We start from the raw sequence: 23,724 nt of genomic DNA on the forward strand, positions 1-23,724 counted from the left end.
CTACTCCCCTCTCAATTTCAAGACGACACGATCAAACACCTGAAATTCTTTTTTTGTATCATACCACTCTATAGGTTCTACAAAGATACTCTGATAATTGGAAAGCCTAAATTGTACTTTTGCTATCATCTGACTGTCCTGTCTGAAGATATACCCGATATCCCCCGTTTTAACAGCATAAATAGGGTCAATGACTACCAGCGCCGGTTGTTGGGAAGAAATCACAAGACCTATCTCTCCTCTCTCTCGTGCCACACGAACCAGCCCATCATTGATCCGTTTCCAGAGCTGTTCTCGTTCTGAAAGAACTCCTCCAACAACCTTGCCCAAATTTTCATACTCATTTCTCAAAGCAAGAGAAAGCCGGTAAACTTGAGGAATAGCAAGAGCCACACTGTTGGTATAGGGAACAAGAAGCAGCCGCTTCATGATGGTTTCCTGATAACGCACCTGTCGATACAACTCGTCCACAGAAAATCCCAATCTATGTTGTTTTATAACATCAGCCCACACCGGCAGTGGTGTTTTTATATCCACACGATACTGAAGAGCTTCTTGAAGCTCCTGTGTTGTAAACAGTGGATTGTACCTCATAACAATGGTTTGCATCAACTTTTCATAATATTTCTTGAGGTCTTCCTTTTCTCGTTCGTAACGCCGTTTTTGTTCATTAAGCTGATTCTGGTAATACTCTTGCTGTTGTTTGAGACGAGCCTCATACACCTGACGTGTGTCATCTACTGCCCTCATCTTCCCGGCCGCCCCTTTCACCTCCTTCTGATACTGAGAACTTGTTTGTTCGAGTTCGGCTACCCGCTTCTGTTTCTCTTCAATCTGAGGGAGATACTTTTCATCAAGTTTTTTCAGTTCTTGTTGAGCATTGGTTGCTATCTGAGCTAATCGAGTAAGCTTCTCTTCCTCCGATAAATCCTGTTGTTCAAGAAGCAACTCTTCCTGGAGACGACGCTGTCTCACCCTGGCCTGAAAATCCCTATACTCCTGACGTAGAGCATCAAGTTCAAATTTTGCCTGTGAAAGTTCATCAAGACTTTTAGCATAGCTGGCAAGCACCTCTTTGAGGTTGAGATCCTGAAAATCGGCTACTTGCACTTCTATTTTGCTCGCCTTTTCACGGTACCATTTGGTCACAAACAGGCTAAATGCAACAACCACCACGCTCACCAAAAACATTATAAAATAGAGAAAATAAGGACGATTTTTCTTTGTTTTGGCAAACTCTTCTTCCAGAATATAAAGAGGTGGACGTTCTCCCTCGTAAGCGATGTCTTCAGCCAAAAAATAAGATTTTGGATCGTGTATCCATTGCGTTATTTGCTTGTCATGGTCCATATACCGTTCCATCCTTTTGGTGGTTTTTTGCCTTCAATTCTTTCAAGAAATACTGGCACACAGGGAAGAGATGTCCCTCGCCATAAACGCTCGGCTTCTTCCCATTCTCCGACATAGTAGTGTTGTAAAGCACGTGCAAAAAGCTCTATATCCCGTTTCGTCTCCTCATGCATCTCTCTACGAAGAAGCGGCCAGTAAATACGTTTCCCCTGGGTTTTCCCTTTCACCTGGACCTGGTCAAGCTCTACAAACACAAACTCTTCCCCATACCCATTGAATTCTACATCATTTTTCACGTACTCAGAGCAGATCACCGGCACCCCATAAACTCTGGTTAGTCCTTCCAGACGGGAAGCTGCATTCACATTGTCCCCTATAACCGTGTTGGTCATTCGTTCATACGAACCAATGTTTCCATAAAAGACCCTTCCCCCATCAATGCCAACCCCAACCTCAAGCATCACCGCCTTGAAAAGACGTTCCTCTTCCTCGGTAAAATCCTGTTTGAGCTCTAAAAGACGCCTTTTTTTCTCCTGCATTTTCTCACGGAGGGACCTGGCTACCGTCTGAATACCATAAGCAGCCTGAAGCGCCTGATAGGATTTGTTTTTCCCCCCCTCGAGTACACCAAAAACAGCAAGCAATGCATCTCCAATAATAGAGCCTATAATCCCGTCACGATGAAGAATCTCTCGTATAGCTCTGTCATAATGGAGGTTTAACAATTTGATAATATCCGTGCCAAGGGTTTCCGTAATAAAAGTGAAACTCTTGATGTCTGAAAAAAGAATGGTTAACTCTTTTTCGCGTCCCTCAAGACGGACCTCTTTCTCCCGGTAAGCCTGAAGAGCAATATCTTTATTCACAAACTTACGAAAAATAAAAAGGAGATTATTGACCGTACTTGAAAGAGAATTAAACGCTGCTCCTAGAAAGGTGATATCATCATTGGAAGCTCCTCGAAGATCGATAAGATCCAGATGCTGTTCCTGCGTCATCTTGAGAATGCTCTCGGTTATCACGTGAAGATATTTCGTTACCGACCGCAAAAGGCGAAGTCCCACCCAGGTAAGAAGAAGGGAAATCACGATGATTAACACCAAAACTATCCAGAATATCTGGTTTGATCTGGCATAAAATTCTCTCAGTCTTTCACCGCGGATAATAAAAGCTTTCCAGCGAGGGTGATATTTGTATACAAGAATGTAATCCTCTCTTCCCAGCTTGAAAAAAAGAAAGCCGTCCTCTGTTCCTTTTGCCTGATTCTCTAAAAGAAGAGAAAGAGTTTCTTTCCCGACGTTCTCAGCGTCAGCACCAACCGCTGCCAGAACATTTCCGTTTGCATCAAGCATAGCAAAAATTGCCCCGGCATTTTTAAAGGTGGTTTTTGCCCTGTTGGTAAGGGCCGTCTGAACCTGATTGAGATCTTTCTGGATTTCGTAAATCTCATACTGGTTTCCTGCATAGGTATAGATCTCTTTAAGGTTTTCCACAAGAAGAAGACGAAGTTGCTCTACCAGAGCCTCCTGATGAAGAGCAATATTGATGTAGTTTGTGGCAAAATTTGAAACCAGCATAAAAACAGAAAAAATAAATGCTACCCTTAAAGAAAAAGGAAAAATACGCGTTTTTCCAATCTTGCGGAAAAGCTTTTGACCCATAGAAACCCCCAATTTTCTCATTTAGTATACAATAAAACAAATAAAAAAGCAAGCCGATTCCCTTAATAAAAGAAAAATAAAAAAAGCCTTTTCACCAAGAGAAAACAAAAAAACTCTACATTGTAAAGAATAAAAAATTAACGATTGGTAGTAGCCGTGTTTGTTTGTGTATTGGTTTGGGTTGTATTGGTGAGTTGATTCAGATCAAACCCCAGCGTTTGAAGGGCATTTTTTGCCTCTTTTCGTACTGAAACCTCAGGGTCATACAGAGCCTTATACTTGAGAATTTCAATTGCGCGTGTCTCCTTTATCTTGGCCAGAGTTTTGATTGCTTCTGTTCTCAAGAGAATATTATCTGAACGTGTATACTGAATCACTTTTTCTCCTACTTGAGGACCAGAAAGAAAAGCAAGGCCTGCTAAACCCCAAACACGAACATTGACATCCTCTTTTTCATTATCAATAATGGGAGTAAGGATATCAAAAGCCTCTGGAGCTTTTGTTTTTCCAAGAGCATAGGCACCATACATGCGCACTTCTTTTACCTCTGCAGGATCATTGATCAAGGTTTTGAGAAGAGCAACACTCTTACTCCCCCCAATACTCCCTATCGCCACGGCTGCTGCTCCTCTCACCTCTTTTGTGTATTGGTAATTTGAAAGAATCCCCAACACTGTAGCCTCTGCAGGCTTGTATTCCAGTTCTCCCAGTGCCCGAAGAATCGTGGCAACCAGTAAACTTTCCTTGGTATCTTCTAAGCGATTTGTCATATGAGAAAATAAAAGTGGTGCTGCAGCTTTTACTTTGAGTTCACTACATCCAAAAGCAATTCTTCTCAATACCTCTGAGTTTGTCTCCTTTTGTAAGGCTTGAATCCAGGGTTCCTGATTTGAAAGTTTAAGTTCTACCAAGGCATACGCTGCTTCTCCACGAACATTGGGATTGTCGTCAGAAGCTAATGCCTTCATAATTAAATCATATCCTTCAACAGCTTTGCTGTCTTTAATGGCTTTAATTACACCAATCCGTTGAGATGAGATCCCGTATTGCATGGTTTTTTGCCACTGTTCTATAATCTTCGCATCCACTGCAAAAACAAAAGAGAAAAACAAAATTCCAACGAACAATAACCATCGACCCTTCATGATAAACTCCTTTCTTATAAGAAGGTATCGGAAAAATTTTGAAAAACATGAAAATTGAAGTGAAAAGAAGTATTGTGGCAATCTTCGTGCGACGACCTTTTTGGCATTGGAGAGGGAAAGAGGGGGAGGAAGGGGAGCTATTACCATGTGGCAGTGCAAAAAATGCTAGCTATTACCATGTTGCAGTCTAGAAACCGTGCTAGCTCTTACCATATCGCAGTGAGGCCCTTCAGCTATTCCCTTGTTGCAGGAAAAAACTCTTGCCGTTACCTTGTCACAGTGGGAAAAATTCCAGCTATTACTTTTTCACAGTGGTAAACCTCGCGATAATACTGCAAAAAGGGAAGAGCTTATGTCGAAAACTCCAGCTTAAACGTTTAACCTTTATATCCCCTCTCACACTCTCACGTGCTTTGAGATTTGCTCTTACTATGTTGCAGTAAAGAAAAAACTTTCTCTTACCCTACCTTAGGAAATCTCTTGTCCCACACACTGCAACAAGGTAAGAGCATTTTTCTCACACCCCCAAAATCTCCCCATCGATCTTACTTTTAAAATATATAAAACATCTTTTTTAACAACTATAACAAAAAATTTTCGATATATATAGTATGAAAAAATTTCTCTAAGGAGAAAACCATGGAAAAGGATTTTTTCACACTCTCAGAAAACGAATCTTACCAGATTCTCGAAAAAGCCCTCTGGCCAGAGGGACCTATTTGCCCACGGTGTAAAGAAAAAGCGCACCTTCTCTCGTGCCGGCTCGTGTATCAGTGCCCCAAGTGTGGCAGACAATTTTCCTTAAAAAGCCAGTCCATCATGCGAAAAAGTCACCTCTCGCCAAAAATCTGGCTTTCTGCCATGTTTCTTGTCTGCCAGGATGGGGGGATAAATGCGGTGAAGCTTTCACAACTTCTTCACATTAGCTACAAGGCAAGCTGGCTTCTTCTTCAAAAACTGCGAAGCCTTATGCGGCTTACCACTCGCCATCACACCAAATCCCTCCGAAAGCTTGTCAAAACCTTTTTCTTTCTCTCCGGCATCAAACGTAAGCAAAGAAAAAACCTTTCCCCCATGCAGGTTGTCGAAATTGATGCGGATGATACCCCTTCTAAACTTCACATTCATCTTGTGGATGATGTGAGTAGCGATTGGCTTTCAGACTTTTTTGGCAAGTTTTTCCGCCACACCTCGGTGGAAAAGAACGCCTTATTTTCTTAATCTTTAACGATGGTTGAAAACCTCTTGAAGACGTCTATCACTATGGTTGTCGAAAGCACATGCAGCGCTATCTTGATGAGTTTTGTTTTCGGTTTAATATAGAAGATGCTGCCACAAGGCTTGAAGAGCTTTTAAGAAGGCTTGGCAAACGTCGCCAGCTTCTCCCCTGGAAAAAGCTGGTGGCTGAGCCGCTTATTCTCCCCATCTGGGCGTAGGTTTTCGTTTTTTCTTTCTCAACACATTTCCTGCGTCTGTCAAATAGAAAACTAAAAGTTTTTGTTTCCTTTTGTTTTTTTGGAAAACTTTTCGTTTCCCTTGACGAAAAAGGCAAAAAAGTGTTTTTCTTAAAAAAGAGAAGTGGAAAAAGGGATAAAAAACCTCTGCTCTTTCCTTGTTGCAGTGAAAAAAACGTTCTTGCTATTTCTTTTTCACAGTTTTTCCTCTGATCCAAGACTGTAAAAGAGTAATAGCATCTTTTTTCTCAGGTGAAACCTTTCACCAATTTCCTCCTCGTGTTTTTTTTGAGAGTAGCTATTACCTTTTCACAGTCCCCAGAATTATAAAAACTGAAACAAGGTAAGAGCAGCGTCTATACTACCATCCCCAGACGATACTTTTGGAGAAAAAAGAAAACTCCAAAATCCCTGCTCTTTCCTTATCACAGTCACCTTATTGATAGAATCTCACTGAAACAAGGTAAGAGCAGGCCCTTTCTCACTGCAACAAAGTAATAGCTACACCCCAAATCCCCTTGTCCCATACTGCAACAAGGGAAGAGCATCCCCACCCCCACTGCAACAAGGGAAGAGCAACTCACATTCCCCCTTCTTTCAGCCACACAAAACCTTTACTCTTCCCTTATCACAGCCCAAGTCTACAAAAACTTTCCAAGACCTTTTTATTCCCTTGTGATAATCTTAATCTCGACCCGTCTATTTTTTGCTCTTCCTTCTGGAGTCGCATTGCTTACTAGTGGTCTTGTATCTCCATAGCCAATATAGGAAATACGATCCTGGCTGATACCCTGTTGAAGCAGATAATCTGCAATTGCCTTTGCCCGAAGTTCAGAAAGCTTCTGGTTATAGGCAGGATTACCAATAGAATCGGTATGCCCCGAAACAACAATATCCAGTTTAGGATACTTTTTCAAAACCTCAGCAAGCTGATCCAGGCCCTTTTCAAACTCTTTTCGAATTGTTGCCTTATCAAACTCAAAAAGCACATTCCCTAAATTCACAACCACACCATCAATATCCTCTCTCAAGGAAAGCACCTCATTTGTTTTCACCGCTTGATTCAAATCGGAAACAAGATTTGTCTTTACCCCTTCTTCCTGAAGAAAATCTACTAACCCTTCCGAAGTCCCCACAAAACTCTGACTTTCTCCGTTTATTAAAACAATCATAAAATTATACTCTTCTGTATAATAACGAATACCCTGGGCAACGGGATCCCAATAAAGCTTAATAGTAGTCATGCCCGTATACGAACGAATATACCTATCGCCCATTGGATAAAAACGCACCTGGTACATTGCTTGAAAAATCGAATACTCCACATTGTCCACCATCTCTTTTCCCAGATAAACATACCGCGCCTCAAAAGGAATCCGATACAATTTCCCTTCAACAAGCTCTTGAGCCTCTTCCCCCGGAGCTACCCAGCTCATCCCAACCTCAAGATTAGTTTGTGGAAACGTAGGAACTCCTCTAACCACCGGCATCACTACATGAGGAGGCACAATCATTCGTCCATAACTATCCCGCTGAAAACGACTATCATACACATTCTTCAACTGAAAAGCTTCATACCGATCAACATCTTTCAGATAATACTCATATTTTCCACGACAGTAGCCCCATGTACCATCATTACTCAACACCTCTATAACTGCTTTATGAAGCTGCTCTAAGTTCGCTGTGAGTTTATCGTTAACGTAAACAGCCTGTTTTACAAAATTCTTAAATCTATATTTCGTCCCTACAGTTTGATTAAAACGAAACTCCTCTCCATATGCAAACAAACAGGTAAAAAAGACTATACCTATCATTATTCTTTTCATATTCTTCTCCTCTGTATTTCTATCGACAAAAAATTTTATTTCAAAAAAAAGGGGCTATCAACGAGGATAGCCCCTTTTTTCTTCCACGACAGATTTACTGGTGAGACTTGATGTAATTTACAGCATCACCAACTGTCTTAATCTTGGCAGCCTCTTCATCAGGAATATCGATACCAAACTCTTCTTCCAGAGCCATTACAAGATCAACAGTATCCAGGGAGTCTGCACCGAGATCCTCAACAAAGGAAGCCTCCATTTTCACAGCGGATTCCTCAACGCCGAGCTTATCGACGATGATCTCCTTCACCTTTTCAAAAACATCAGCCATAACTACCTCCACTTTTATGTCAGATTTAGCATCCTTTCTTTCAATCTCATTAAGATGATGTCATTATTTTAGAGAATGAAAAAAGGTTTGTCAAGTTTTTTTTCTTTTAATCCAAAAAAATTTATCTTTTTCACTTTTATTCCTTCTTCCAACAAAAATTGCACCAACCCTTTTCACCTAAAAGAAAAACCTCTCTCGTAGTAAAATTATTTCTTAAGCAATCTGCTCATAAAATCCATAAGCCCGTTGCGTCAAATAAAAAAGTACTCGAAATTCGAATCATTGCCTCATAAAAAAAAGTACTCAAAAATTCCATACAGTTTCCTCCAAATTTTTGTTTTTTACATTCTTTTTCTTTTTAGGTGAAACCTTATAAAAATTTTGTTAAAGCGTTCCTTTTGTTAACCTCTTACCATAAGAGCTTTCTAAAAGCCGCTGGTAGGGAGTTTTAATATCATCATGCTTCTTTTGCACCTTGCTTCCGATTCTCTTTTTCTCTGTCATTTTCATAACGGTTGAAAAAGTTGGCATAAAGCCTGAGATACGCATAGAGTCGGTTCAAGTAGTAGACTTCTTCCTCGGTATCGTAGCGGAAGTATCCAACATTCTGGCGGACTATGGAATAGTTTTTCTGCTCAACGTAGCAGTTATCATTGGAACGGGAGCTTCTCCCCCTTGTAAATTTTATCTGGTGCTTCTCACACCAATCGCGTAGAGGATGATTAATAAATTCAGCACCGGTATCAGAATCAATTCCCCGTAACTCAAAAGGAAGTCTTCTTTAGACTTTTTCTATGGCTTCTCTTACCCATTTTGAAGCTTTGTTTTTGATTGCCACAAGTTCTGTCCAACCGCTCCAAACATCCACCATATTTAATGTTTGAGCAAAATCTCCCCAGCTATTTCCTCATGGGCAACCAGATCAATCTCCATAAAACCAGGGCAATTTTCATCCCACTCTGCCCACGTGCGTATAGCTATTTGTTGCTTTAACAACGTTCCAGGTTTTGTGCCTTTTCGTCCTTTTATCTCAAGCTTTTTACGCTCATGTTTCAAAAGTCGGTCAATACTTGAAGCACTTATATGGCGCAAGTTTTCTATAGCCTGTGGAGAACCGTGGAGATGTCCGTTTGCTAAGAGATTATCTAAAACTTCATTGAGAATCGGCTTTAAACGTTTGCCACACATGTAGTTTTCAATTTCCCAGACCTTTTTAGAAGTTTTAGTTCCTCTTCGCCGAATTTTTCTTTCTGCCAGGTCTTTTGCCCTTCTTGGCTTAAAACTTGTCGACTTTTCAAGGCCTATATTTTTCTTTGCCTGCATGGATGGTTTTCGTTAACGCTCGAACGGCCGTCGAGCCACGGTTTTCGATTTTTGTCGAGCCTTGTTGTCTGAACTGTCGTACATTTTGAAGTTCGTACTTTTACAATTCGAGAGATATTTTTATTTCCCTTTATACTATTTCTCCAGGAGGTTTTCATGGCAAAAGCAATCCTGCTGCTTGAAAACGGAGAATACTTTCTCGGTAAATCCCTCGGTTCAGAGGGCGAAACAATGGGCGAAGTGGTTTTCAACACCTCAATGACAGGCTATCAAGAGATCCTCACTGATCCATCCTATCGAGGACAAATTGTCACCATGACATATCCAGAGATTGGAAATTATGGCATCAACCGACTTTCGACAGAATCAGAAAAAATCCAGGCCTGCGGTTTTGTTGTTCGTCAAGCATCAAAAATCGCCTCCAACTGGTCAAGTGAAATGACCCTTCAGGAATACCTCTTGCGTCATAGTATCGTTGCAATCGAAGGAATTGACACCCGTAAACTTACCCGCATCCTGAGAATCAAAGGTTCTATGAATGGCATCATTTCTACAAGAGATTTCGATATTGCAAGTCTTCAAAAAAAGCTTTCCACGCTTCCCTCAATGGAAGGTCTTGATCTTGTTCCAGGAGTCACTATCGAGACTCCCCGGCCTTACCAACCTTTTGTAAACGGTAGACCTCATGTTGTTGCCATACACGCCGGTATCAAAGAAAACATCTTAAGACTTTTGGCTGCACGAGAGATCAATATTACCCTTGTGCCAGCCACGTATACAGCAAAACAGATTCTGGAACTTAAGCCAGATGGAGTTTTCCTTTCCAATGGTCCTGGAGATCCCGCTGCCGTCACCTATCTCATAAAAACCATTCGTGAACTGGTCAACAAACTCCCGATGTTTGGCATTTGCCTTGGTCACCAGATGCTTGGACTTGCCCTCGGAGCTAAAACCTACAAACTCAAATTCGGTCACCACGGGGGAAACCAGCCAGTAAAAAACCTCATGACAGGAAGAGTAGAAATCTCTGCCCAAAATCATGGATTTTCCATCAAAGAGGATACCCTTCCTTCTGAAGTCGAAGTGACCCATATTAACCTCAATGACAATACTATCGAAGGTATACGACACAAACGCTATCCCGTCTTTTCTGTACAGTATCATCCAGAGGCTTCTCCAGGTCCTCACGATTCTCACTACCTCTTTGATGATTTTGTTCGCCTATTGAGGCGGTAATGGCCTTTTCAACCCAACCCCTCTCCAAAAGAATGATGCCCACTTCGATTGAGGACTTTATTGGGCAAAAACATCTTCTCGGTCCCGAAGGTCCTATTCGTGCCATGGTAGAACATGGCAGGCTTCACTCAATGATCTTTTATGGCCCACCAGCCTGTGGGAAAACAAGTCTGGCAGAACTCCTTGCAAAACACCTCCATTATCGGTACATAAAAACCCATGCTACCACCGTTTCAAACGACGAAATCAAAAAGATAGTAGACGAAGCTCATACCAGTCTGACAACCTCCCCTACTCTGGTCTTCGTCGATGAAATTCACCGTCTTGTTAAACCAAAACAAGATCTCTTCCTCCCCAGTATAGAAGAAGGCGATATCATCCTTATCGGCGCCACTACCGAAAACCCCTACTTCGTTCTTCAACCAGCCCTTCGTTCCAGACTCTTTATCTATGAATTTCAACCACACAGTCATGAAGAACTTCACGAGATACTTGAGAGAGCATTTCAGAAAGATGAGTTCCTCAAGAAAAGCGAAGTGACCCTCACCCCTGAAGCAAAAGATTACCTCCTCCGTGTATCTCCCGATGCACGTGTTATGCTCAATACCCTCGAGATGGCCGTCCTCACCCTGCCCCTGCAAAAAAAACCTGTCGTTACCAGAGAACATCTTGAAACCATCGCCAAAAAACCAGATGCTGGTTATAGCGAAGATATGCATTATGATGTCATCTCCGCTTTTATCAAATCTGTCAGAGGAAGTGACCCCGATGCTGCCTTGTATTATCTTGCATGGATGCTTGACTCCGGAGAAGATCCCCTCTTCATTGCAAGGCGACTGATCATCCTCGCAGCCGAGGATATCGGACTCGCCTATCCGGAAGCCCTTCCTCATGCTGTGGCATGCTACGAAGCGGTAAGTAACATAGGCATGCCAGAAGGACGTATCATCCTCGCAGAAACAACTGTCCTTCTTGCTTCTGTCCCCAAGAGCAATTCCGCTTATATTGCCATAGACAAAGCTCTTGAGTATATTCGTAAACACAAACCTCAAGGAATCCCATCGTACCTTCAGGAGTCACATTTTTATGGTGCCAAATCTATGGGAAGAGGGGTAGGCTACAAATATCCCCACGATTATCCGAAACACTACGTTTCCCAGGCGTACACTTTGACACCGGTTCACTTTTATGACCCAGGTGACCTTGGTTTTGAACAAAAACTGAAAAACTGGCTTACTCAATTGAAACAAAATCCCTCAGCGGAGGAAAAATGAGTCGATTCATCTTTCTCGGAACAGGAACTTCAAATGGTGTCCCTGTGATTGGTTGCCAATGCGAAGTTTGCACTTCCTCTGATCCCAGAGACAAACGTCTCCGTTGTAGTGGTTATTACGAGTCTAACACAGGCACAAAAATCCTTATCGACATTGGGCCAGATTTTAGACAGCAAGCCCTCACCCATAATATCACCCGTATTGATGGACTACTTATCACCCATTCGCATTACGATCATATCGGTGGCCTGGACGAGGTAAGACAGATCAACTTCATCATGAAAAAACCCATCGACGTCTACGGAAGTCAGGAATCCATGCGCGATATCCAAAACCGTTTCAGTTATATCTTCTCCCCTACCCAAATCGGAGGTGGTATTCCCCAGATATCCCTTCATCCCCTGGATGAAAAACCTTTTACTATCAACGATGTTTCGATCATTCCCCTTCCTGTCTGGCATGGAAAGCTTCTCATCTTTGGTTACAAGATAGGGAATTTTGCCTATATTACCGACGCGAGTGGCATCCCCGAAGAAACAAAATCCAAACTTATGAACATCGATACTCTTGTCATTAACGCCCTCCGCTATCGCCCACATCCTACCCACTTCAATATCGAACAAGCTCTTGCCTTTGTAAGTGAAGTAAGGCCTCAAAAAACCTACTTTATCCACATGACAGACGACATCCTTCACAGCCGTACTTCCCGGGAACTTCCCAAAAATGTCTTCCTCGCCTATGATGGACTAACTCTCATGATAAACGATTAAAAAATATCCCTTTCCCGTGCTTTTCATGGGAAAATATAAAAACACAACAAAAAACTAAAAAAATCGCCACTATGGTTTATGATAATACACTACAAAAGACATCCCTTGTAGCTTTCAAATTTTTTCCTTTCCAAAGAAAAAACTCCGCCCAGCAGATAAAAAAACTATCGACTCTTACCCTGACTGTTAACAAAACTCCCAAACCTCTGCCAGACCTGATCTGGATGCCCCTCTTCACGACTCTGGTAAAGAAGATAGTAACAAGGAGAACCATTTTTTAGAACACATTTTTCCAGACTCATTTCCTCGGTTCCATCAAGATTACACCGCAAAAGATTGCACCGAAGAACAAGATGCTTCATATCATCCTCCCACCACGGACTATATTTTTCCTATCACATTAAGATACCAGCCATAGGGATTGTTCCAGATAGTATCCAGAACATTGTAAAAGATTCCTGTCTTGAAACGTAACGTGCTCAGATCGATCGAGACATAAAGTCCAACTCTATCAGAAAGGGCATAGTTTGTCGACATGGCAAAGGTGTTTTCAAATCCCACTCCATACGAGAGAACCTTTGCCCCAGCAGAAAAATAGAAATCGACATCCTGTCGAAGATCTTCCTGGATGCCATTGTACACCGTAGGACGGGCAAAAATAGCAAGATTCTGTTCAAAATACCCTATCAAAAGATGTTCTGCCACATGGACATAAGCCTCTTCAAAGAGGGGAAGACTCAAGAGGGGATTATCAGGAAAACCTATCCCTACCTCAAAATCAAGCTTCCCGTAGACAGAACGAACCAGCATCGTGTATCGCTTCTGAAGTGTTTGATCCACAATTGCCTGGTAAAGATTAATATCGGAAAATCCTACAGAAAATTCGAGAATCGTATTTCCAATACGACTATCAATCACCAGATCAAATCCTACCTTATTCTGAGCGAAAGGCTGATAGATTAAGAGATGAGGGTAGAGCATTCCAGAGAAAAAACTTTTCCCTACGGCCAACCCTATCCCTCGAAGATCATACGCCCCCTTATAATTCCTAGCAGGAGAAGCAAAAAACTGAAGTCCCCTATACCCATACTCCTTTCGCGCAAGAGTCCTCCAGTTCCCCACAAAATACTCCATCTCAAACCATCCAAAAGGCTCTGTACAAAAGAAAAAAGTATCCAGAGATGGAAACAAATTCGTTGCGACGACATTGGTAAACATGCCTTTCAAAGAAAAATCGACTCGGAAACCATATTTTGAACCACCATCAACCGAAAAAAGAAGATCATTTCTTGTAACGGCAATACCGTTCGTTCCAATTTCCGAATAGATATCAATATTCGGCACTCTCACCATCTGTCCCCATACAACGACACTGCATAAGAAAGATAAACAATACAAAAATCTTTTCATTATTTTTTCCTCTTTAACACGATACGTGTTTTCTCTCTCCATTGATGTTTACTCGAGGTATTATCAAATCTTCCATACGCAAGAAGAACATCCATTGGTTTTTCCAGTACCAGAGGAACATCATAAGCATCCTTCGTATTCAATGCACGAGCAAAAACGACTCTTGTAATATTATCATCCTCGTAGGCCTCAATCAAACGAATATTTTCCTTCCCACCAAGCTCGGTATCCCTTCTGTGGCCTATCACACTAACACCAAAATGGTCTTCGATAACCCCAACATTCCCATTCGTTACATACACCACCACAAAATCTGCGTCCTTCATTTTCATTGTGGCTCCCCAACCAATTGCTATCCAGCCTTTTGTAGGAGCCTCCAGAGTAAAAATAACCTCTTCCCCTTCCACTTCCCAGGAAAGCTTTACCGAAGAAACCTCCACCGTTTCAGCCCACACCAGAGAAACCAAAAAAAACAACACTCCACACCACCACACCTGCTTCATTTTCCCTCCTCACTTTTCCAGAATTTTTCCACGAATACTCTCTATAGAAGCAGCTTTACCATACGCAGGATCCACAGCATACGACTTTTCATACGCCGAAATCGCCTGTCTATAACTTTTTGTCGCCTCATAGGTTTTGCCCATGCGAAGATACCACTCTGAAAAACGTTCTATCATCTCTTTATTCACCACCAAAGGCTGGAATTCTACGGGTTTATCCCGTAGAGAAAGAGCCTGTGAAAGGTGAGATAAAACTCGATGATGCCGCGAAGTCTCATGAAAAGACGAAAAATCAGAAGGTTGCAGTTTTTGAATCTGCATAAAACCCTCCTCTTTTCAATTTGGAGGCGGTGGGAATCGAACCCACGTCCTGGAAAGAGATGCTACAGACCTTATCCACAGGCTTGGTTCTGTTTTTTTGTTCTCCCGTTTCAGGAAACAGAACAAACCCGAAACGGAAAGAGCCGGTCATTTTCAGAAAGGAGGTCCGGCCTCTCCTTTCCTATCCCCTGTGTCTAACCCTCGTTAGCTATGCAGAGGAGCCACAGCTAAGAAGGCTGGCTGACTTAAGCAGCCAGGAGAGCAGAATTATCTGCGTTTATCGTTTTGGAGCAGTTTTAAGGGATACTTCAGCCCTGCCTGAAGCCTATAACCTCCCATTTCCAATCGAAAACCATTCGCCCCCTTTTTCTCTATAAATAATCTAACATACTTTTAAAAAAAAATCAAAAAAATCCCTTTTCATAGTATCGGAAGAAAAGCATAAAAATTTAATATCCAAAAAGAAATTTCTCAAAAATTTTTAGAGAAAATCTTCCATAAGGAGAGAAACATCCAGGGGTTTCACTGTATGCGTCAGTGCACCCATAGAAACAAAATCTACTCCCATCCGTGCAAGCTTGATTACCCTTTCTTCTGTCATATTTCCAGAAGCTTCTACCATCTTACGGCCAGCTATCACCCGAACAGCTTCGCGTATCATCTCATCAGTCATATTATCCAGCATAAGAATATCTGCAGGCGTAGCCAGTGCTTCTCTCACTTCCTCGAGTGTAGAAACCTCAACCTCTATCAGTTTTTCAGGGTAAAGGCTATATGCCCGCTTCACTGCTTCAGTTATCCCCCCTGCAGCCGCCCGGTGATTTTCTTTGATAAGAATCATATCATAGAGACCGTAACGATGATTGTACCCTCCCCCTACTGCTACGGCATATTTCTCAAAAACCCTTAAACCAGGAAGTGTTTTTCTCGTATCGAGAATTTTGATCGAGGTGCCATCAAGAGATTGAACCAATCGATGGGTTTTTGTAGCGATTCCACTCATCAGTCCAAGAAAATTAAGCGCCACTCTTTCCCCTCTCAGAATAGACTGCGCCGCACCTTCCAGTTTCACCAACACAGTTCCTGGGGTCACCCAAGCCCCATCTTTATAAAACACTTCCATTTTTAGTTGTGCATCTACTGTAGAAAAGGTATGTTGTACAACCTCAAGCCCACAAACCATACCCTCTTCTTTGGCAATGATCGCCGCTTTTTTGTTTACCGGCACCTCTCCAAGGGTTGCAAGAGAAGTAATATCTCCCTCTTCCCCAAAATCCTCTCTCAACGCTTTTTGAACAGCCTCATCGATAAGCACGGCATTCAGCTCTTTCAAACGAAAGGGAAAATGTTTTTTCATACACTAGGTACCAGACTGATCCTCTGTGTTTTCAGGAGCTTGTTGTGTTTTCTCCTCAGATTTTTCGATAGAATTTTCCAAAACACCACCCAGGGCCACACGTTTAAAAATAAAGGAAGCCAAAACCTCCTGATCCTCACTACTCAGGTAGGTAAACCGCAAAGCGCAAAAACGTTTCCGATAATCATACGCCACAACAGTAGCATCCGCATACACATCGCGATCATCAAGCATAAACTGAATATTAGAAATTTGTACATTTACGGATAAAGCTTCCTGGGGAAACATACCCACCAGCTCCACGGCTAGCCCGCCAAAACTAATATCGCGAATCACCCCTACCAAAAGCTGAGAGTTTATAGGAGAACGAAATTTAATACCTATACGTTCATTAGGATTGGCTGGATCAAAAGAAATGCGTACATACTTTCTTTGGGGAGGCGCCCCACGCAATTTTTGGTAAAGTTGAAGAGTATACAAAAATAACTCATCACCACTAACATTGCTTTTGACAAAACCAACACATCCGTTTTCTATAGCCTTAGCTGCTATTGTCTTGTCAATCACCACATAGATCAACAATGCGTATATCGTTCGTTTTTGGGTAACAGCAAAAGCCTTTACCTTTGCGAGAATATCAAGCGCCTGAGCAAACTCTTCATGGATCACATCAATAAAAACAAACTCGATATTAGGATACAACCGAAGCTTCTCCAATAGCTGATCTGCATTATCTGTATGATAAACTGTCACTCCCCTGGGGTAAAAAGTGTTGACAAATTGGTTGCGCACATAAAATGATTGGGTAACAATCACTATCTCCATAAATTACCCTTTTCCTTGTTTTGACATTTTATTCAACATCTCACTATAAGGCAAAAAAAAGGAAAATGCAAATTTTTTTACAATAAACAATAAAGAAAGTGGTAATGTGAAGACCTCCTTCTTTTCTCAATTATGCATTATGCACAATGCACTACTATTTTTGCATTTTCTTAATGCATATTGCATAAAATTTTCTAAAACAAACTATTGCCCTATAAAAATATAAAAATTTTTTCAAAAAATTGCACTTTTTTTCATTTTATACCGTATAATATTTAAACCGAGAAACAAATATGTAATCGGTTACAAAAGATAAAAGGAGGAAAATAACAATGGTTCGGTATGGAAAATGGTTGATGTTTGTAGGTGTTTGGGCAGCCTTGTTAGGGTGTCAACTGATGAAAGATATTGAGAGCTCTCCTCCCAATCAAGAAGACAGGGAAACACCTCTTGTTTCAGTTGCCTCGCTTTCCCTGAGTGGCACAACGCTCTCAGTAACCGCTGCATGGAGTGACAATGATACGGTCACCAAAGTCTCCCTCAAGCTCAATGCTAATGGAAATCTTTTTACCAATCTTTCCCAGAATATTACCAGTGGGAAAAAGTACGGAGATACCATATTTACCCTTTCCCTGCCTGCAGGCAGTTACGAGCTTTTTCTGCTCGCAGAGGATAAAAACAACAATATCGGTATCTCATCCAGAACAAATATCTCTGTAGCGCTGCATGATACCACCCCCCCAACGTTAGTTATAGCATCACCAACAAACAATCAGCAGGTAGGAACAACCCTTGAGATTGCCGGTGTGGCCTCAGACAACCAGGGGCTTCTTTCCATTGTTTATAAAATCGATAGTGAGAATTGGTCCTTGATTCCCCTTTCTGGGACTTCAGCAGGATTTTCTACGAATATTGTCGTCACTGAGGGAAATTATACCCTCTCTCTCTATGCCATTGATATAGCCAGTAACAGTTCTGTCACAAATACTCTAAGCTTCTCCTCTGTAGCAGGGCTTCCCTCTCTCGTCATCCAAAATCCTGCCATGAATCTGCTCACCAATACGGTTAATCTGCTGGTAAATGGGACAGCCTCCGTGGAAAGTGGCAGTATCACCAAGGTTATCATTCAGGTGAATGGTGGGTCTATCCAGGATGCTAGTGGAACCACAAGCTGGTCAAAGAACATCACCCTTTCCGAGGGAACTAACACCGTCGTTGTGTCTGCTATTTCATCCTCAGACAAAACCAATAGCGCAACAAGAACCGTTATCTGTGATACTACTCCACCAACATTTTCACTGACCACTCCCATCAACGGACAAACCTGGAATTCGAGTAGCATCACTGTGACGGGAACAGCCTCAGACAACCTCGCCGACGTGGCTAAAATCTATCTCTCTCTCGACAACGGGGATTTCGTTGAGGCAAGTGGTACAACCTCATTTTCCCGTGCCTTTGCGCTTACCACTGGTTCTCACACTCTCAAAACCTATGCAAAAGACAATGCAGGAAACATTTCTCCAACCAACTCCATAACCTTTACAGTTGATTTCCAGGGAGGAATTGTTGTTCATTTTAAAAATCCTTCAGGATGGTCTGCGCCCTCTATTTACTACTGGAACGTATCTCCAAGTGGCACGATGCCAACGGTAAACTGGCCTGGGGTAACCATGACGTTAGAAACAGGGGACTGGTATCGGTTTGTTTTTACCAATGCTACTTCCGCTAACCTCATTTTCAGTAAGTCTGGGAGCCCTCAAACCGTAGACCTCAGTCTCTCTTCACCGGGAGAATACTGGTTTGTTACCAATGGGATAAGTGGTGGCAAGATTACCGGCAAATGGTATCTCTGTGATCCAGATGACACCACCCTTCCTGAGGTAACTATCGTTTCACCTACTAACGGCGCAAAAGTAAGTGGCGATGTTCTCCTGGTTGCCGCAGCAAGTGATAATACAGGGGTTATTGATTCCGTGAGTTTTTATGTTGACAATAACCTTATTCGAACGATAAATGCTTCTCCTTACCAGACGACATGGAATAGTGCCTATAGTACCAATGGATCACACCAGATTAAGGTTCTTGCTATAGACGGAGCAGGCAACAGCAACTGGTCCAGTATCATCACCGTCACAACCTCTAATACTAACCTTCCGCCCATTATTCAACTTCAGGCTGATACGTATGGAATGGTTTCAAACTACTTTGTATTCAATGCTTCTTCCTCGTTTGATCCCAACGGGAACATTGTTTCCTATAATTGGTCGTTTACAGGGGCTGAATACACTACACGAAGTGGTGCACTGGTCAGTAACCGTTACTTTTCTCATGGTACTTTTCAGGTTACCCTTACTGTCACAGACAACGAGGGAGCCATCTCTACTACAAACTTTCCTGTAAGCGTTATTACAAACACAAGAACAGGTGATTTCCGTGAAGAGACTATTTACTTCCTTATCACTACACGATTCTACGACGGTGATCCGGCCAACAATGTCTATTGTTGGGATGATGCTACCGCTGGTAACTACCCTAACGATCCTGCCTGGAGAGGAGACTTCGAGGGTATTATCCAAAAACTCGACTACATCAAAGCCCTGGGATTCAGTGCTATCTGGATCACTCCTGTGGTTCAAAATGCAAGTGGGATGGACTACCATGGCTATCATGCTATCAACTTTAAGAAAGTTGACTATCGTTACAAGAGTTCTCAGGATCCAACTGCCGAAGACTCATATCGACGGCTGATTCAGGCAGCACATGCCAAAGGTATAAAGGTTATTCAGGATATTGTGCTCAACCACACCGGAAACTTTGGAGAGGAAAATATCTACCCCATGTTTTATCGCCAAAATGCAGAACCCTATGTCAATGCCTTCACCAAAGGTCCATACACCAACCGTCTCCCGGCAGATTATGATTCCCTTGATCCAGCGATGCAGTATAGTGCGAGAATTACAGCTATGAAAGAAGACTATACTGACGTAGATGCCATCTACCACCATGAGAAAAACCTTGGATGGGAAGATTATACCGTCCAAACAGCTCAAATAGCAGGAGATTGTGTTGACCTCAACACGGAAAACCCTGCAGTGGCTCAGTACCTCCGTGATGCTTACTATCAGTATATTGACTGGGGAGTGGATGGTTTCCGTATTGATACCGTTAAGCATATCTCTCGCCTTACTTTTAACAAAGAGTTTATTCCTCAATTTAAGCAGCGTGGAGGAGAAAATTTCTATATTTTCGGAGAGGTTTGTACTCGATATCGAGGGGTATGGAACTTTGAAAAACCTGTTATCTCAACCCCATTTTATACCTGGAAAGAGTCTACCTCCTATCCATGGGGTACGCTTGAGCAAAACACCAACTCTACCAAACAACTGTGGGATGATAACTATGACTCGAGTACTATTGCTTTACAACCTACCAGTCAGAATCATCGTCTCACAGGAGATTTCGAAAATACCTATCATACTCCAGACTGGTCACGTCGTTCAGGACTTGATGTGATTGATTTTCCTATGCACTGGAATTTTGGTAATGCGAGAGATGCCTTTAACCTTGCTGTTGGCACAGACCACTGGTATAGTGATGCAACATGGAATGTTGTCTATGTAGATTCCCATGACTATGGACCCGATATGGACACCCGATACAATGGCAGTCAGGCAGACTGGGCAGAGAACCTTACTTTGATGTTTACTTTCCGTGGTATTCCTACCATTTACTACGGTACCGAAATCGAATTCCAGAAAGGAGCTCCATGCGATCTTGGGGCTAGTGGACCTCTTGCCAACACGGGAAGAGCATATTTTGGTAATCACCTAGAGGGAACGGTTACGGCTTCAGACTTTGGAGTCTATACGGCTTCGGGTGAGGTGGCCAACACACTCAACCATCCATTGGCTCAACATATAAGACGCCTCAATATGATACGAAGGCGCATTCCAGCCCTTCAGAAAGGTCAGTATTCCACCGCTCACATTTCTGGCGATGGTATAGCCTTTAAGCGAAGATATACAGATCCTTCAAGAGGTATTGATAGTTTTGTATTGGTGACTATTTCTGGGAGTGCAACATTTTACAATCTCCCAGGTGGAACGTATAAAGATGCTATAACCGGGGATACAAAAACCATCGGTAATGGGGGATCACTTACGGCTACCTGTAGTGGTCAAGGTAACGCTCGTATCTATGTGCTCAATGGTCCTGGAAAGATAGGTGAAGATGGACCCTATCTCAAACCATAAGTAAGGAGAACATTATGAGAAAATACACTTTTCTTATTCTTTTCCTGGGGATAAGTCTTGCCTCACTTATGTGGGGCAAGACTCCCCGCCTTGAAGTAGGGCTCAGTCCTACCCTCGCCATTTTTGGCGATGCTATAGGTGGAGGAAGTGGATTGTATGTGGATTATCCTCTTCTCCATCTCTGGGGCATTTCCTGGCCTGTAAAAACCAGAGGTGTGTTCTTTTTTCAGACAAGTGGAAACCCTACAGCCTCCTATACCAGTGTAGCTTTCGGAGGGGGAATTGCCGCTTTTTATGCCTTGCCAGATCTTTCTGCTCTTTCCTTTGAGGGTGGGTGCGATATTCTTCCTTCGTGGTATATGTTTAGTTTCACCACAGATAAAGGCAAAGGATCTCAGAGTGGCATGGGGGTTATCCTCGCTCCCTACGCTGCAGCAAAATACGCTCTCTCGTTAAACTGGGGAATGCGTTTCGATATAAGCTACCATATCGGGCTGTACGACACTTTTTATGGTTATATTATTCTTTCTCTAGGAGGAAGCTATGCGTTTTAAAATTGTTTGGTTAGTAAGCCTATTTGTTATCATGGGGTGTACGTCTCTTGGTGAGAAGGGAGCGGAAAACTTTCCAGAACTTGTTACGACAGATGAAACCACTCAGACTACCATTCGCTGGATTTCACCGACAAATCTTCAGATCTTTAACACACTCACCATTCCTGTTGAGATTTCAGTTTCGGCGATTTCAAATGTGGATTTTCTCATCGTCCTCTGGTGTTCCGGAAATAAAACGGTAACAAATTTTAAAGGGTACGACATCGGGAAGAAAACAGAATTTTCTCACAAAACCAACATCCTCCTTCTTGATGAAGGAACGTATTACATGTGGACGAAGATTATTCTTGAAGGGAATATCTCTGTAACCTCCCAACCCATCATTATCCAGGCCTACACCAATCTCAATAGGGCAAGTGCTCCCGTATTTTCTCCTTTGCCGGGTCAATCAGCCAATCCAATAACACTTACATTATCAAGTACAACCTCTGGTGCTGTTATCTTCTGGACCACCAACAACTGGCAAAAAGTTGCATCGGGAACTACTCCTGTTACTCTTTCCCTCGGTTTTGGCTCCTACGAAGTGAAAGCATATGCCACCAAAGAAGGTTACCTCCAATCAGACACAGTGGTAGGAAGCTATACCATCTCTGTCGCTGCACCTCAAGCATTTCCTCCTGCCGGTTCGTATGACACCAGTCAGACCATCACCTTCTCCTCTGCTACCACAGGAGCCACTATCTTCTGGACAATCGACAACTGGACAAACTTATCATCCTCAAGCTTGAATCTTTCCTCAGGAGTGTATACAGTACAGGCCTATGCTACAAAAGATGGCCACTTTTCATCCACAAACCAATGGGAATACATTATCTCCTCTTCGGGTGTTGCAAGCCCCGTATTTTCTCCCTCAGGGGGAACCTATGATACAGAAACCCTCGTTTCAGCCACAACGGCTACAGAGGGAGCTAATATTTACCTCTCTACCAATGGGAGTGAGTGGCTCGCTACTAATAGAATTCTCCTCCCCCAGGGCTCATGGAATCTCTCAGCCTACGCTGAAAAAGATGGCGCCTTCTCACTTACCAACACAAAAAGCTACACCATAACGGTAACTCGTGTGGCTACACCAGCTTTTACTCCCAATGGAGGGTCCTACCCCACCAATATTACCGTGAATATTACCTGTGCCACGAGTGGGGCATCTCTTTTCTGGAGCACCAATGGTGGCAATTCCTGGTATTCTAGCACTTCGGTACTTTTTGGTCCTGGAATGTACTTGCTCATGGCGTATGCAACCAAAGCAGGGCTCACAACTTCCCTCACCAATACAGCAACCTATACCATCGAAGATACTACTCCTCCGGTAGCTGGAGGCACGATTCAAATTTCTAACATTCAGGCTTCTTCAGCCTTTGTATACTGGCCAGCAGCTACAGACAACGCGACAGCACAAACATTCCTCCAGTACCTTCTCGTGTATGCCAATGATAGTACTCTCATTGATACCCTGGATGAGGTGACCAACCCCTCTGCTGGTGTATCTCAAATAGGATGGACGGAAAACATGACCTCTACCACCCTCAGTAGTCTCACGCAGAACACTCTCTATTTTGTCAATGTAGCGGTGAGGGATACCAGTGGAAACACTGCTTTATACACCACAACCCCTGTGAGTTTTACCACCTCCTCAAGTAGTACGCCAGATGGCCTTCTCACGATCATCTTCTCCAACTGGAATGAAAATCGCACCCTTTATATTCCAGGAGATCACAACAGCTGGGATCCCAATTCCATCACGCTCTCTCATACTGCAGGGGAGACTTCCATGCTCTCTCTTTCCAATACGGTAACAACCACCGTGATTGGACAAGGATCAAGCAGCACTGAGATAGAATTCAAGATCATCAATAACCCCAACTGGGTAGATCAGTGGAGTTTTACAAGCTGGACACGAGTAGGACCCATTGCCCTTTATGATAGCGGAAAACAGATAGCCATTGCCTGCGACAACAACGATGTTGTCACGGTTCTCTTTGACGTGGGGAACAGCACGGTAAAAGCCACCGTTGAAGCAAGACCTTAACCATCATATAAAAAACGGCTATCCTTTGGATAGCCGTTTTTTTTT

The 23,724-nt window shown here is 42.7% G+C and carries 20 protein-coding genes and 1 other RNA gene; 8 read left to right on the forward strand and 13 right to left on the reverse strand.

The window, feature by feature from the left end; translation table 11 throughout:
• The 3 genes from KDW03_RS10725 to KDW03_RS10735 form a co-directional block, all read right to left on the reverse strand.
• Entirely contained in the window at positions 1 to 1,350 is a 1,350-nt protein-coding gene (locus KDW03_RS10725; protein WP_271435068.1) for a GumC domain-containing protein, read from the reverse strand.
• The gene (locus KDW03_RS10730) at positions 1,329 to 3,011 is read right to left on the reverse strand and encodes an adenylate/guanylate cyclase domain-containing protein (RefSeq protein ID WP_271435069.1); all 1,683 of its coding nucleotides are present in this window, start codon (positions 3,009 to 3,011) and stop codon (positions 1,329 to 1,331) included. The genes KDW03_RS10725 and KDW03_RS10730 overlap by 22 nt, the downstream gene beginning before the upstream one ends.
• A gap of 137 nt (positions 3,012 to 3,148) precedes the next feature.
• On the reverse strand, positions 3,149 to 4,156 hold the full coding sequence (locus tag KDW03_RS10735) for a HEAT repeat domain-containing protein (protein WP_271435070.1): 1,008 nt from the start codon (positions 4,154 to 4,156) through the stop codon (positions 3,149 to 3,151).
• 639 nt (positions 4,157 to 4,795) lie between these two features.
• Between KDW03_RS10735 and KDW03_RS10740 the strand changes: the two genes are divergently transcribed.
• Together KDW03_RS10740 and KDW03_RS10745 are read left to right on the forward strand one after the other, a co-directional pair.
• Positions 4,796 to 5,377, forward strand: coding sequence for an IS1595 family transposase (locus KDW03_RS10740; protein WP_271435071.1), 582 nt, complete (start codon positions 4,796 to 4,798; stop codon positions 5,375 to 5,377).
• Positions 5,378 to 5,436: 59 nt separating this feature from the next.
• Entirely contained in the window at positions 5,437 to 5,592 is a 156-nt protein-coding gene (locus KDW03_RS10745) for a hypothetical protein (protein ID WP_271435072.1), read from the forward strand.
• A 683-nt stretch (positions 5,593 to 6,275) separates the two neighbouring features.
• Here KDW03_RS10745 and KDW03_RS10750 read toward each other — a convergent pair.
• The 3 genes from KDW03_RS10750 to KDW03_RS10760 form a co-directional block, all read right to left on the reverse strand.
• Positions 6,276 to 7,439, reverse strand: a complete 1,164-nt coding sequence (locus tag KDW03_RS10750; RefSeq protein ID WP_271435073.1) for an OmpA family protein — start codon at positions 7,437 to 7,439, stop codon at positions 6,276 to 6,278.
• Between the two features lie 94 nt (positions 7,440 to 7,533).
• Entirely contained in the window at positions 7,534 to 7,767 is a 234-nt protein-coding gene (acpP, locus tag KDW03_RS10755; protein WP_271435074.1) for an acyl carrier protein, read from the reverse strand.
• A gap of 873 nt (positions 7,768 to 8,640) precedes the next feature.
• Positions 8,641 to 9,090, reverse strand: coding sequence for a hypothetical protein (locus KDW03_RS10760; RefSeq protein ID WP_271435075.1), 450 nt, complete (start codon positions 9,088 to 9,090; stop codon positions 8,641 to 8,643).
• A 156-nt stretch (positions 9,091 to 9,246) separates the two neighbouring features.
• On the opposite strand from KDW03_RS10760, the gene carA reads away from it, so the two are divergent.
• From carA to KDW03_RS10775, 3 genes are read left to right on the forward strand one after another with little or no spacing between them, the layout of a single operon-like run.
• Positions 9,247 to 10,326: a glutamine-hydrolyzing carbamoyl-phosphate synthase small subunit gene (carA, locus tag KDW03_RS10765; RefSeq protein ID WP_271435076.1), complete on the forward strand. Its 1,080-nt coding sequence runs from the start codon at positions 9,247 to 9,249 to the stop codon at positions 10,324 to 10,326.
• Positions 10,326 to 11,600, forward strand: coding sequence for a replication-associated recombination protein A (locus KDW03_RS10770; protein ID WP_271435077.1), 1,275 nt, complete (start codon positions 10,326 to 10,328; stop codon positions 11,598 to 11,600). Before carA ends, KDW03_RS10770 begins: the two co-directional genes overlap by 1 nt.
• Entirely contained in the window at positions 11,597 to 12,370 is a 774-nt protein-coding gene (locus KDW03_RS10775; RefSeq protein WP_271435078.1) for an MBL fold metallo-hydrolase, read from the forward strand. Before KDW03_RS10770 ends, KDW03_RS10775 begins: the two co-directional genes overlap by 4 nt.
• A 164-nt stretch (positions 12,371 to 12,534) precedes the next feature.
• Here KDW03_RS10775 and KDW03_RS10780 read toward each other — a convergent pair whose 3' ends face one another.
• The 7 genes from KDW03_RS10780 to KDW03_RS10810 all read right to left on the reverse strand — a co-directional run bounded on the left by KDW03_RS10780 (position 12,535) and on the right by KDW03_RS10810 (position 16,786).
• Complete coding sequence (locus tag KDW03_RS10780; protein ID WP_271435079.1) at positions 12,535 to 12,732, reverse strand: hypothetical protein; 198 nt, start codon at positions 12,730 to 12,732, stop codon at positions 12,535 to 12,537.
• A 19-nt stretch (positions 12,733 to 12,751) separates the two neighbouring features.
• Positions 12,752 to 13,780: a hypothetical protein gene (locus KDW03_RS10785; protein WP_271435080.1), complete on the reverse strand. Its 1,029-nt coding sequence runs from the start codon at positions 13,778 to 13,780 to the stop codon at positions 12,752 to 12,754.
• Positions 13,780 to 14,283 carry a DOMON domain-containing protein gene (locus KDW03_RS10790; protein ID WP_271435081.1) on the reverse strand — a complete coding sequence of 168 codons (504 nt, stop codon included), beginning with the start codon at positions 14,281 to 14,283 and terminating at the stop codon, positions 13,780 to 13,782. Before KDW03_RS10790 ends, KDW03_RS10785 begins: the two co-directional genes overlap by 1 nt.
• Before the next feature lie 9 nt (positions 14,284 to 14,292).
• Positions 14,293 to 14,604 carry a hypothetical protein gene (locus KDW03_RS10795; RefSeq protein ID WP_271435082.1) on the reverse strand — a complete coding sequence of 104 codons (312 nt, stop codon included), beginning with the start codon at positions 14,602 to 14,604 and terminating at the stop codon, positions 14,293 to 14,295.
• A 20-nt stretch (positions 14,605 to 14,624) separates the two neighbouring features.
• Positions 14,625 to 14,968, reverse strand: a transfer-messenger RNA (tmRNA) gene (ssrA, locus tag KDW03_RS10800).
• A 117-nt stretch (positions 14,969 to 15,085) separates the two neighbouring features.
• Positions 15,086 to 15,961, reverse strand: a complete 876-nt coding sequence (gene nadC, locus KDW03_RS10805; RefSeq protein ID WP_271435083.1) for a carboxylating nicotinate-nucleotide diphosphorylase — start codon at positions 15,959 to 15,961, stop codon at positions 15,086 to 15,088.
• Between the two features lie 3 nt (positions 15,962 to 15,964).
• The gene (locus tag KDW03_RS10810) at positions 15,965 to 16,786 is read right to left on the reverse strand and encodes a PilZ domain-containing protein (protein ID WP_271435084.1); all 822 of its coding nucleotides are present in this window, start codon (positions 16,784 to 16,786) and stop codon (positions 15,965 to 15,967) included.
• A 332-nt stretch (positions 16,787 to 17,118) separates the two neighbouring features.
• Between KDW03_RS10810 and KDW03_RS10815 the strand changes: the two genes are divergently transcribed.
• From KDW03_RS10815 to KDW03_RS10825, 3 genes are read left to right on the forward strand one after another with little or no spacing between them, the layout of a single operon-like run.
• Complete coding sequence (locus KDW03_RS10815; protein WP_271435085.1) at positions 17,119 to 21,039, forward strand: alpha-amylase family glycosyl hydrolase; 3,921 nt, start codon at positions 17,119 to 17,121, stop codon at positions 21,037 to 21,039.
• A gap of 14 nt (positions 21,040 to 21,053) precedes the next feature.
• Positions 21,054 to 21,593, forward strand: coding sequence for a hypothetical protein (locus KDW03_RS10820; RefSeq protein WP_271435086.1), 540 nt, complete (start codon positions 21,054 to 21,056; stop codon positions 21,591 to 21,593).
• Entirely contained in the window at positions 21,583 to 23,679 is a 2,097-nt protein-coding gene (locus KDW03_RS10825) for a chitobiase/beta-hexosaminidase C-terminal domain-containing protein (RefSeq protein WP_271435087.1), read from the forward strand. Before KDW03_RS10820 ends, KDW03_RS10825 begins: the two co-directional genes overlap by 11 nt.
• Positions 23,680 to 23,724: the final 45 nt, after the last annotated feature.

The sequence above is a fragment of the Thermospira aquatica genome, from assembly GCF_023525255.1.
Classification (GTDB): domain Bacteria; phylum Spirochaetota; class Brevinematia; order Brevinematales; family Thermospiraceae; genus Thermospira; species Thermospira aquatica.

Excerpts from the sequence above, each read along its gene's own strand:
- KDW03_RS10725 (WP_271435068.1), bottom strand. The coding sequence starts at position 1,350 with ATGGACCATGACAAGCAAATAACGCAATGGATACACGATCCAAAATCT.
- KDW03_RS10730 (WP_271435069.1), bottom strand. The coding sequence starts at position 3,011 with ATGGGTCAAAAGCTTTTCCGCAAGATTGGAAAAACGCGTATTTTTCCT.
- KDW03_RS10735 (WP_271435070.1), bottom strand. The coding sequence starts at position 4,156 with ATGAAGGGTCGATGGTTATTGTTCGTTGGAATTTTGTTTTTCTCTTTT.
- KDW03_RS10740 (WP_271435071.1), top strand. The coding sequence starts at position 4,796 with ATGGAAAAGGATTTTTTCACACTCTCAGAAAACGAATCTTACCAGATT.
- KDW03_RS10745 (WP_271435072.1), top strand. The coding sequence starts at position 5,437 with ATGCAGCGCTATCTTGATGAGTTTTGTTTTCGGTTTAATATAGAAGAT.
- KDW03_RS10750 (WP_271435073.1), bottom strand. The coding sequence starts at position 7,439 with ATGAAAAGAATAATGATAGGTATAGTCTTTTTTACCTGTTTGTTTGCA.
- acpP (WP_271435074.1), bottom strand. The coding sequence starts at position 7,767 with ATGGCTGATGTTTTTGAAAAGGTGAAGGAGATCATCGTCGATAAGCTC.
- KDW03_RS10760 (WP_271435075.1), bottom strand. The coding sequence starts at position 9,090 with ATGCAGGCAAAGAAAAATATAGGCCTTGAAAAGTCGACAAGTTTTAAG.
- carA (WP_271435076.1), top strand. The coding sequence starts at position 9,247 with ATGGCAAAAGCAATCCTGCTGCTTGAAAACGGAGAATACTTTCTCGGT.
- KDW03_RS10770 (WP_271435077.1), top strand. The coding sequence starts at position 10,326 with ATGGCCTTTTCAACCCAACCCCTCTCCAAAAGAATGATGCCCACTTCG.
- KDW03_RS10775 (WP_271435078.1), top strand. The coding sequence starts at position 11,597 with ATGAGTCGATTCATCTTTCTCGGAACAGGAACTTCAAATGGTGTCCCT.
- KDW03_RS10780 (WP_271435079.1), bottom strand. The coding sequence starts at position 12,732 with ATGAAGCATCTTGTTCTTCGGTGCAATCTTTTGCGGTGTAATCTTGAT.
- KDW03_RS10785 (WP_271435080.1), bottom strand. The coding sequence starts at position 13,780 with ATGAAAAGATTTTTGTATTGTTTATCTTTCTTATGCAGTGTCGTTGTA.
- KDW03_RS10790 (WP_271435081.1), bottom strand. The coding sequence starts at position 14,283 with ATGAAGCAGGTGTGGTGGTGTGGAGTGTTGTTTTTTTTGGTTTCTCTG.
- KDW03_RS10795 (WP_271435082.1), bottom strand. The coding sequence starts at position 14,604 with ATGCAGATTCAAAAACTGCAACCTTCTGATTTTTCGTCTTTTCATGAG.
- nadC (WP_271435083.1), bottom strand. The coding sequence starts at position 15,961 with ATGAAAAAACATTTTCCCTTTCGTTTGAAAGAGCTGAATGCCGTGCTT.
- KDW03_RS10810 (WP_271435084.1), bottom strand. The coding sequence starts at position 16,786 with ATGGAGATAGTGATTGTTACCCAATCATTTTATGTGCGCAACCAATTT.
- KDW03_RS10815 (WP_271435085.1), top strand. The coding sequence starts at position 17,119 with ATGGTTCGGTATGGAAAATGGTTGATGTTTGTAGGTGTTTGGGCAGCC.
- KDW03_RS10820 (WP_271435086.1), top strand. The coding sequence starts at position 21,054 with ATGAGAAAATACACTTTTCTTATTCTTTTCCTGGGGATAAGTCTTGCC.
- KDW03_RS10825 (WP_271435087.1), top strand. The coding sequence starts at position 21,583 with ATGCGTTTTAAAATTGTTTGGTTAGTAAGCCTATTTGTTATCATGGGG.